The sequence below is a fragment of the Bartonella refiksaydamii genome, from assembly GCF_902652675.1.
Taxonomy (GTDB): Bacteria; Pseudomonadota; Alphaproteobacteria; order Rhizobiales; family Rhizobiaceae; genus Bartonella; species Bartonella refiksaydamii.
The window spans coordinates 40768-50161 of record NZ_LR736299.1 but is presented as its reverse complement, the minus strand read 5'-3'; the positions used below and the strand labels follow the sequence as shown (position 1 = coordinate 50161).

At 40.0% G+C, this 9394-nt stretch carries 8 protein-coding genes and 1 pseudogene; 2 read left to right on the top strand and 7 right to left on the bottom strand.

Going from position 1 to position 9394, the window contains the following annotated elements:
• Together GQO39_RS04920 and GQO39_RS04915 are read right to left on the bottom strand one after the other, a co-directional pair.
• A pseudogene (locus GQO39_RS04920) lies at positions 1–766 on the bottom strand (HesA/MoeB/ThiF family protein); the annotation flags it as partial.
• Positions 767–992: 226 nt separating this feature from the next.
• Entirely contained in the window at positions 993–1535 is a 543-nt protein-coding gene (locus tag GQO39_RS04915) for an ATP-binding protein (protein WP_246668527.1), read from the bottom strand.
• Between the two features lie 732 nt (positions 1536–2267).
• Here GQO39_RS04915 and GQO39_RS09430 point away from each other — a divergent pair.
• Positions 2268–2435, top strand: coding sequence for a phage capsid family protein (locus GQO39_RS09430; RefSeq protein WP_308418501.1), 168 nt, complete (start codon positions 2268–2270; stop codon positions 2433–2435).
• 178 nt (positions 2436–2613) lie between these two features.
• Here the strand turns inward: GQO39_RS09430 and ispG are convergent, their stop codons facing one another.
• Complete coding sequence (gene ispG, locus GQO39_RS04905; RefSeq protein WP_156851177.1) at positions 2614–3849, bottom strand: flavodoxin-dependent (E)-4-hydroxy-3-methylbut-2-enyl-diphosphate synthase; 1236 nt, start codon at positions 3847–3849, stop codon at positions 2614–2616.
• 238 nt (positions 3850–4087) lie between these two features.
• Here ispG and GQO39_RS04900 point away from each other — a divergent pair, with 238 nt between their 5' ends.
• On the top strand, positions 4088–4372 hold the full coding sequence (locus tag GQO39_RS04900; RefSeq protein ID WP_156851176.1) for a hypothetical protein: 285 nt from the start codon (positions 4088–4090) through the stop codon (positions 4370–4372).
• 224 nt (positions 4373–4596) lie between these two features.
• Here the strand turns inward: GQO39_RS04900 and GQO39_RS04895 are convergent, their stop codons facing one another.
• The 4 genes from GQO39_RS04895 to atpD form a co-directional block, all read right to left on the bottom strand.
• Positions 4597–5601 carry an HlyD family secretion protein gene (locus tag GQO39_RS04895; protein WP_156851175.1) on the bottom strand — a complete coding sequence of 335 codons (1005 nt, stop codon included), beginning with the start codon at positions 5599–5601 and terminating at the stop codon, positions 4597–4599.
• A complete protein-coding gene (locus GQO39_RS04890) occupies positions 5598–7259 on the bottom strand; it encodes an MFS transporter (protein WP_156851174.1) in 1662 nt (553 codons plus the stop codon). Before GQO39_RS04890 ends, GQO39_RS04895 begins: the two co-directional genes overlap by 4 nt.
• A gap of 23 nt (positions 7260–7282) precedes the next feature.
• Positions 7283–7702, bottom strand: a complete 420-nt coding sequence (gene atpC / locus GQO39_RS04885) for an ATP synthase F1 subunit epsilon (RefSeq protein WP_156851173.1) — start codon at positions 7700–7702, stop codon at positions 7283–7285.
• Between the two features lie 72 nt (positions 7703–7774).
• Positions 7775–9385, bottom strand: coding sequence for a F0F1 ATP synthase subunit beta (atpD, locus tag GQO39_RS04880; RefSeq protein WP_156851172.1), 1611 nt, complete (start codon positions 9383–9385; stop codon positions 7775–7777).
• Between the last annotated feature and the right edge of the window lie 9 nt (positions 9386–9394).

The window sequence follows — 9394 nt, the reverse complement described above, 5'->3', positions numbered from 1 at the left end:
TGACATTTGTCAAAATCCGTTAAATATTTCACTGCTTCAAGAGCAGCCAAAGAACCAGCAACCGCATTATATGGATCTATCAAAGTATTCATATAGTTTTGCTTAATATTTTTAACAAATTCAAACGCATTAACATCCTTTATATGATTCTGATTCACACATGCATAACATCTGGTTTTACCTGGAATAATAAGTGGCCCAACAATAGCATTTACCGTAGCCGAACCGACATATAATAACGCCCCCCTCATATTGAAAGCGGCTTCGTTCATCAAATGAAAAAAATCGGGCCTTGGATTATCTGCTGCGGATATAACAAGATCAGCTCCTTCAAACAGACGGCATGCCTTCTCTATACTATCTATTTTTTCATCGTAGAACGCATATTGAGTTGAAGGGCTAATATAGGGAGCTTTATCTCTAACAACATCAACCTTTTTTTCCCTAAGTCATTATAATTATAGAGTATTTGCCTAGACAAATTTGATTCTTCAACAATATCAAAATCATAGCTTTTAATGTGTCCTACACCCATTGCAGATAATGTATAAAAAACATAGCTCCCGCATCCACCCAAACCAGCTATAGTTATCTTAGCATCTTTCAATTTGGAGTTAGCTAAAAGAGCATTGTCAAAATTACCTGATACATGCTTAAATAAGTTAATTTGCCTATCAAATCTGTTATATTCGCTCTCACTAAGCCCTGCTTTTCTTATAGAATCCTCCTTAGAAAAGGGAGGTTCTATTATTCTATTATCAAGCATATATTTTGTTAAATATAAAAAATCTTCGCTTTCTGCAGTATCTAGGTTACATTTTAATATTATATCACCTATGGTATTATCTGCGTCAAAACACGCCTAAGCCTTTATAACATTCGGCGATGTACCACTCATATCAAGGGCTACAACGTTATGTATATCTGCCCCTATCAAAACCTCATCACCTTCTTGCCTCGCTGATATAGTATACGAGTAAACATACTTGTTTTCATATAGCGAACTCATTTTCAAATCTCCCCCTAGCTAGCTGAAGATCTACATGACTCAACAAATCATGCAAATCTCTTGTGTTATCAAAATTAAAATTATCAAAACAAAATTCACGCCCATGATACTCTTCAAGATATTTTATATGGAGCCTTATAGCATTCATTTTTTCATCTATTGATAACTCGTCCAAGCTTATATAATGAAATCTACGAAAAAACGCAGCATCTCCTTGAATATGTGCTAACTCAGCAGAAGTCGTTGCTATAATGAGCTTTAAATTCTGTTCCAGCATAAAAGGTTTGAATAAATCCATAGCGCCAATACCCCCATCACTTTTGGTATGAGCAATTGAATGCCCTTCATCGATAAACAGGGCAACATTTTCATATGGAAAAACAGTTTCTATTAAAGCCCCAATTTTTCGTTCAAACTCCCCCCGCAATCCCGTATCAGATATCACGCTTCCTAAATTAACTTCTAATATGACATATCCATTCACCATAGACTTAGACTGATTAAGCCTACAAGCAAGCTCACGCACAAAAGAAGTCTTCCCACATCCAGCAGAACCAGAAATGACAATGCTTTTCTTATAAGCACAAAATAAAGTAAGCACAAAATAAAGAAACCATCGCCATTCTTATTGCATCTTCGCGACCGATATATGGAGATCTCCTTCCTAAACCAAGGACATTCAAATTGACTCCACATTTTCTCATATCGCTAGCCAACAGCACCGCATCTTCACTCTGTAAATACATATTACCCCAAACTGTCAATAGAAGGGGTCACACAATCCCTTCCAATATTTTTAGTTACGACAATAAAGAGTCACAAATCAAAGATTTCACTTTAGCAAATGTAGAGGAATAAGAGTTAATCTTCGTTCCTAGTACCACTTTAGTATTTAATTCTACTTTCATTTTAACCTCCCCGTTTAAAATAACATTTGGAAGAAATATCTCTCCCAAATTTGTCCTCGCATTTGTATCAGAATATTCCAACGAATGTTTTTGGTCGCTTACTCAATTACAAAATTTCTCAAGCCAATGCTTTTTTATAGTGTCTCTATTATAGCGTCTCAAATCTGCAATATTTGTCCGAAGCAGTTTTTTCTAAGATAAATGCCTCCAACCATCTGAGCAGTTTATGATTTTTTGTATTTTTTATGGACCTGCATAGAGCTGTTATGGCAATATAAGGCGCTTTTTTGAGATATTGAGGCATTTGAAAAAATAAATGTAGAATACAATGGTCCACAAACAATAAAGCTTTGATTAAAAAATTAAACAATGCAGTTTTGAAAGGAACTCAAATTATCCCATTAATTGGGAAAAGTTCTAATAGCACTATCCAGCTTTACAATGAAACCCATAAAAATGCTGGAGATAATGTTACCTTTAGTTTGCTAATGAACCTGTTTGAAGACCGTGTTATCTAGGAGAGATGCTCGAAGACAATAAAGAAGCGCTTCAACTTATGAACGGTCGTCTTGTTCTCAACATGCAACGAGTGAGGAGTGGATATTAATTCACAAGAAAAAGCACAGTCTTCAATGAAGAAAAAACACAAAAACCATCATTGATCGAAAAAATAAACTCCAAGAATTTATTTCAACCTTACCCAAAGCGAGTATGAATATAATCACTCAAGAGAGATTCGAATTCCTCGGCAATATGTTCACCCCGCAAGATTTTCACTTTTTTTCCCTCAATAAAAACAGGTGCTGCCGGACTTTCGCCCATTCCAGGCAATGAAATCCCAATATCAGCATGTTTTGATTCTCCTGGTCCATTAACGATGCATCCCATGACAGCAACCTTTAAACTTTCAACACCAGGGTATTTTTCACGCCAGACAGGCATATTTTTGTATAAATTCGCTTCAATTTTTTGTGCCAATTGCTGAAACACTGTCGAGGTTGTGCGCCCACATCCAGGGCAAGCCGCAACGACAGGCAAAAATTGCCGAAACCCCATCACTTGTAAAAGCTCTTGAGCAACCCTCACTTCTCGTGTCCGATCTCCACCGGGTTCAGGTGTTAATGAAATACGGATCGTATCCCCAATCCCTTGTTGTAACAAAATTCCCAAAGCCACAGAAGAAGCAACAACGCCCTTTGTTCCCATCCCTGCTTCTGTCAATCCCAAATGGAGCGCATAATCACAACGCTCTGCCAAGGTACTATAGACCGCAATGAGATCTTGAACATCACTTACTTTAGCAGAAAGAATAATTTTATCGCGTCCCAACCCAAGCTCTTCCGCAAAAACAGCCGAATGTAGAGCCGATTGAACAACAGCCTCCCGCATCACTTCAGCGACAGACAAAGGTTTTTCCTGCTTAGCATTTTCATCCATAAGTTGTGTCAACAACACATTATCAAGAGACCCCCAATTCACACCAATACGAATAGGTTTACAGTACTGACAGGCAATCTCAACAATTTCCGCAAATTGGCGATCTTTTTTCACGCCAAAACCAACATTCCCAGGATTGATCCGATATTTTGCAAGCGCCTGCGCACAAGCAGGATGTTCTGATAAAAGCTTATGACCAATATAATGGAAATCCCCCACCAATGGTACAAAAAAACCTAACCGTTCCAATCGCTCCCGTATTTTTGGCACAGCAGCAGCAGCTTCATCACGATCAACGGTGATGCGAACCAATTGCGAACCAGCTTGCCAAAGAGCAGCAATTTGTGCAACGGTTGCATCAACATCGGCAGTATCCGTATTCGTCATTGACTGAACAACAATCGGACACGCACCACCAACCATCACATCGCCAACCGCAACGCCAACAGACCGACGACGCTCAAAAGGTTTAGATAAAGAATACGCAGTGCTCATCTAGCCCTCAAATTTTCAACACTTGGCATCTATCGGCCATCATTTATGATCATGTTTATCATGATACAATTTAAAAAATGAATGCAAGACAGCGCTTCGTTAAACCAAATCTCTCGATTTTACCTCACCTATAAACAGCACAGCCAATGCAACCTTTCAATTTTTAGGCCGTTATAGCAAAACCCTAAACATAATTCCCACTGTCGTGAAACAGCATAACACATGAAGGAGTGAACAGATGAGTCTATTTTCAACCCGCGCCAAAAATGCAAAAATTAAAAAACGCATCGCACGATTAAAAAATCAACTCGTTCCAGTGAGTCCTTGGCGTTTTCATGATGACAGCTTTGAAAACATCTCTGTCCTGTTTGACACATGGAAACAAAAAGGCCACCACGCGCTTCACCATCTCAACGAGCATGCTACACAATTAAAGAAAAAAGCAAAAGAAAATCCTAAAACAACCCTCGCATTAGCCGCAGGATTAGTTCTAGCTAGCTTCTTGCTGATACGTAAAAACTAAAACACGACCAACAGTAAAACCTTTCAATGCCCACCTCAAAGTGGGCATTCTTCTACATCTCGGAAAAAACAACATACAGAACACCAGAGTTATTATTATACCAAAATAATAATCTTAAGAAGTTAAAAAGCTCAACTATGAAAGTCCAAATGAAATCTTCTAAGGTAAATGCCCACTTGCTATAAGCAAAAGACATAGAAATCAAACTCAAAAAAACCAAAATCTTAACCTCCAGGAGTACGTTGTGAAGTATCTACATAGGTGACCACAGACATTCCGGGGATGAGTTTTTCAATCCCCTCTTGTCCAGGATCTAAAGCAATACGCACCGAAATACGTTGCGCAATTTTAATGAAATTACCAATTGTAGTATCTGTTTTTAACAGTGAAAACTCTGAACCTGTCGCAGGTGCGAAACGAACCACACGCCCTGTTAATTTCTTATTATTCAATGCATCAACAGAAAAAATAACCGGCTGCCCAACACGCATCTGAGAAAGCTGTGTTTCCTTATAATTAGCTATAATCCAAATGTCATCAGAAATAACGGATACCAATTGCGTACCAGGCACAACATATTGCCCTACGTGCGCACTCACTAGTCCAACATACCCAGTTCTAGGAGACAAAATCTTGGTGTGATCTAGGTTAAGTTTAGCCAATTCAACGCTAACCTTTGCTCCTGCAACATCTGACTGTAAACTTTGCCGTTCAAGATCTAATTGTTTTTGCAATTGGCGTTTTGTTTCCAGTGTCACCAACAATTGCGAAAGAGGGCGAGAAACAGAACTCGTAAGATCACTAAAGTTTAGCTTCTTGTTTTCAGGAAGAACGTTAGAGAATGCTCGTGAACGCGTCAGTTCAGCTTCTACTGTATTAATTTCTCCTTGCAAAATCTGAGCCTGCAACATAACACTTGCAAGTTTTGCATTTTTTGAATCCAGAACAGCCTTTGCTCTTGCAAGCTGTTGGCGAAAAAGAGAATCATCGAGCTCAAATAAAAGCATTCCCTTTTCAACTCTCTGATAATCTTGCACATAAACCCGTGCAATCACCCCAGAAATCTGTGAACTAACCAAGGTAACATTGCCTTTAATGGAAGCATTATCAGTTATCTGAATCGTACTAACAAAAGGAGGAAGTTTCCAAGCCCATAAAATGAGCAAAACACCCATAACCCCTGAGAAAAATGCAACAAGCGTCGCTCTTGATCGTAATGCTTTTATCATTTTTTACTCCCCTCTTCACTGGCATTATCCCGCTTACCGAAGGCAGTCAAAGAGTATGACTTGACAAATACTTTGACAAGGAAAATAGCAAAAACAACCATTGCTATATAAAAATAAAGCCGAAAAACATCATCATAAGCAAAAACATTTGCTGTTAATCTAAATTTCTCAATCAATTTAGACACGTTTTGCTCATCTCCCAAGACGGGTGGAACACCAACACCAAAAGAAGGCGATAATAAGGCAGACATCTCAACTGAAATACGTGGATCCGTAACAACAATATTTTGTGTTAAAAACTCAAAATTCTTATGGGCGAAAAAAATCTGCAAGCTGCCAAAAAAAGCCGATCCCATCAACCCACCCGTCACTTGCGTCAGTAGAAAAACAGCAATAAAACTTAAAACGTAACGCGGTCCTCGCTCACCGGCTATCACAAACCCCCTGAAAAGAGCAGGAGGCAAAAAAAGTGCGTAACTAAAACTAACCAACCCTTGACTCAACATCATATCTTGCGGACGTGTTAAGTGGTTCACATGACTATCCAAATAAGTCCCAAGCGCCAAACAACCCAAAGATAAAAGATAAAAATAATCCTCACGACCAGCACGTAAAAAACACACACAAGCCGCTCCCCCTAAAAGGGTCCCCAATATAACCGCAAGATACATAGGCGCCATCTCACGATTTAACAAACCAAAAAGATTAAAAAAACCTGAAGCTAAGGTTGACCGCTCTAATAAAAAAACGTGAAAAACCAATAAAAGAATAACAGATTGTACCATTTCTTTACTGAAAAGCCAGCGCAAATCAATCAATGGTTTCTCTCTATTAAGCTCAAGAATGGTCGCCGTAACCAAAGAGAGAACAGCAAGCGCGAGCCCCCAACCAATCCACGGTGCCTCATACCACCAATACAACGTACCAACAGACATAATGACAGCATTGAGTCCAAGACCAAATGCAATCAAACTATAACTCACCCAATCTAACTTCTGAATAACCTTGCTGCGTACAACAGGGGTAAGGGGAAGAGAAAAGATACATCCCAAACTGATAAGAACCAACCCCATTTCCAACGCTGAAAGACTCAAAAATCCACCATTTTCCAACAAATCTGGAGAAATCAACCGTGATAAAGGAGCAGCTAAAGCCGCATTCATATAGTTCAAACTAAGAGCAACGGTAAACTTCTTTCCTGGTGCAAAAGCCTCCATCATATAAAGGAGCGCTAAGGAAGCCAATGGTGCCGCAGCAATACCAGCAAAAAAACGAATAATCAATGCAGAACGCAAATCCGTAACAAAGAGCTGTAAAATGCAAACCAGAACGAAGCCAAGAATTGATAATTCAGCAAAAGCACGCAGCCCAAACTGATAACGAATTTTGATTAACATAATCGCAACGCTCACATTTGGTGCCATATAAGCAGCAACCAACCATGTGGTTTCTGTTAGAGTTGCATGAAAATCGCCCGTAAGATAAACAATGTTAGACTGAACAATATTCGCCCCTAAGCCATAAGCCCACTGTAAAATAAAAGAAGCAAAAATATAAACAAAACACTTTGGCAAAGGTCCCGCAAAAACACGACCTGGATGAGGGAAAGGCTTTCCTCCTCTTTTAGCAGACATAACCGTACTCTTCTTTCCGCTCATGTCGCCTTTTCCTGTATAATCGGTTACGCCTCTGTCAATACAGTATCAACAGTTGTCAATTGATGAAAAAATTCTTCTACTTTATGCTTTGTTGCCTCATCACTTGCCCCTCCCTTCAATGTCGCTCGAACTTGCAAAATCTTCTGTTCCAACGCATTAAAAGAAAGATGTTCAACAGTCACAACCTTCTCTACCAGAAGAGAGCATCCCGAAAAGGTAACATTAACAACACCCCCATAAACAGCAAACAGCTTTTCCCCCGAAGACGTGAGCACGCGAACACTTCCCAATACAATGCTAGCCACCAACGGTGCATGATGTGCCATCACTGTGAGTGCACCTGACTCTGAAGGAAGAACAACAGATAGCACCTGTTCTGAAAACACAAATTTCTCAGGTGATACAATCTCAAACAAAAAACACTCTACTTTATTGTTCTCCACAAAAACCTCCACGAGGTTCACTACTAAGACCTCTTGTGCTATCTACAACAAGCATTCGTTACAGATTTCCTCTTATGAAGAAGCTTCTGCAATGAGACGCTTTCCTTTTTCAATGGCTTCCTCAATTGAACCAACCATATAAAAAGCTGCTTCCGGCAAATCATCATAATCGCCAGCGCAAAGACCTTTAAACCCTTTGATTGTATCCTCTAAAGATACGAGTTTTCCGGGCGAACCGGTAAAGGCTTCAGCCACATGGAAAGGTTGCGAAAGAAAACGTTCAATTTTACGTGCCCGCCCCACTAATAACTTGTCATCTTCAGAAAGTTCATCCATTCCAAGAATCGCAATAATATCCTGTAGGGCTCTATAGCGTTGCAAAATAGTTTGAACTTGACAAGCAACAGTATAATGCTCCTCACCGACAATCAATGGATCCAACATGCGTGAGAAAGAATCGAGCGGGTCAACTGCGGGATAAATCCCCTTTTCAGCAATCGAACGCGAAAGAACTGTTGTTGCATCTAAATGGGCAAAAGATGTTGCAGGTGCTGGATCTGTCAAGTCATCCGCTGGAACATAAATAGCCTGAACAGAAGTAATAGATCCCGTTTTTGTACTGGTAATACGTTCTTGCAAAGCACCCATATCCGTTGCCAAAGTTGGCTGATAGCCAACAGCAGAAGGGATACGCCCTAAAAGAGCGGACACCTCGGCTCCTGCTTGCGTAAAACGGAAAATATTATCCACGAAGAAAAGAACATCCTGTCCCTCATCACGGAAACTTTCTGCTATAGTCAATCCTGAAAGAGCAACACGTGCACGCGCTCCTGGTGGTTCATTCATCTGTCCATAAACAAGCGCACATTTCGAGCCTTCTGTTGAACCATTATTGTCTTTTGGATTCACATTCACACGGCTTTCGATCATTTCATAATAAAGATCATTTCCCTCACGCGTACGTTCTCCAACACCAGCAAATACAGAATACCCCCCATGCGCTTTTGCAATATTATTGATAAGCTCCATAATGAGAACGGTTTTACCAACACCAGCCCCCCCGAACAAACCAATTTTACCACCTTTAGAATAAGGTGCTAACAAATCAACGACTTTAATACCCGTGACAAGAATTTCCGACATCGTTGATTGCTCAACATATGCAGGAGCATCTTGGTGAATAGAACGTGTTTTGGTCGCAAGAATTGGTCCCACATTGTCAACCGGCTCTCCAATCACATTCATAATACGACCAAGTGTTGCTTCTCCAACAGGAACACTAATCTGCGTTCCTGTATCAAAAACCTTTTGACCACGCGTCAACCCATCCGTTGTATCCATGGCAATGGTACGCACAGTATTTTCACCCAAATGCTGCGCAACTTCTAAAACTAGCCGATTACCTAAATTATCTGTTTCTAACGCGTTAAGGATATTTGGCAACGCACCTTCAAACTGCACATCAACGACAGCTCCAATAACCTGCCTAATCTCACCAACGGCCCCTTTTGCCTGCACACTTTCTTTTGCACGAGCCTCTTTAGAAGAAGACCGCACAGAACCAGAAGAATTCTTTATACCAGCTTGAGATTTTGAGGCGGTTTTCTTCACGCCTGAACGAGCAGCTGTTTTCTTTTTCTCAACTTTTTCTGCTCCTTTGCTTGACGTCACTGCTTTTACCATTAATCCTTA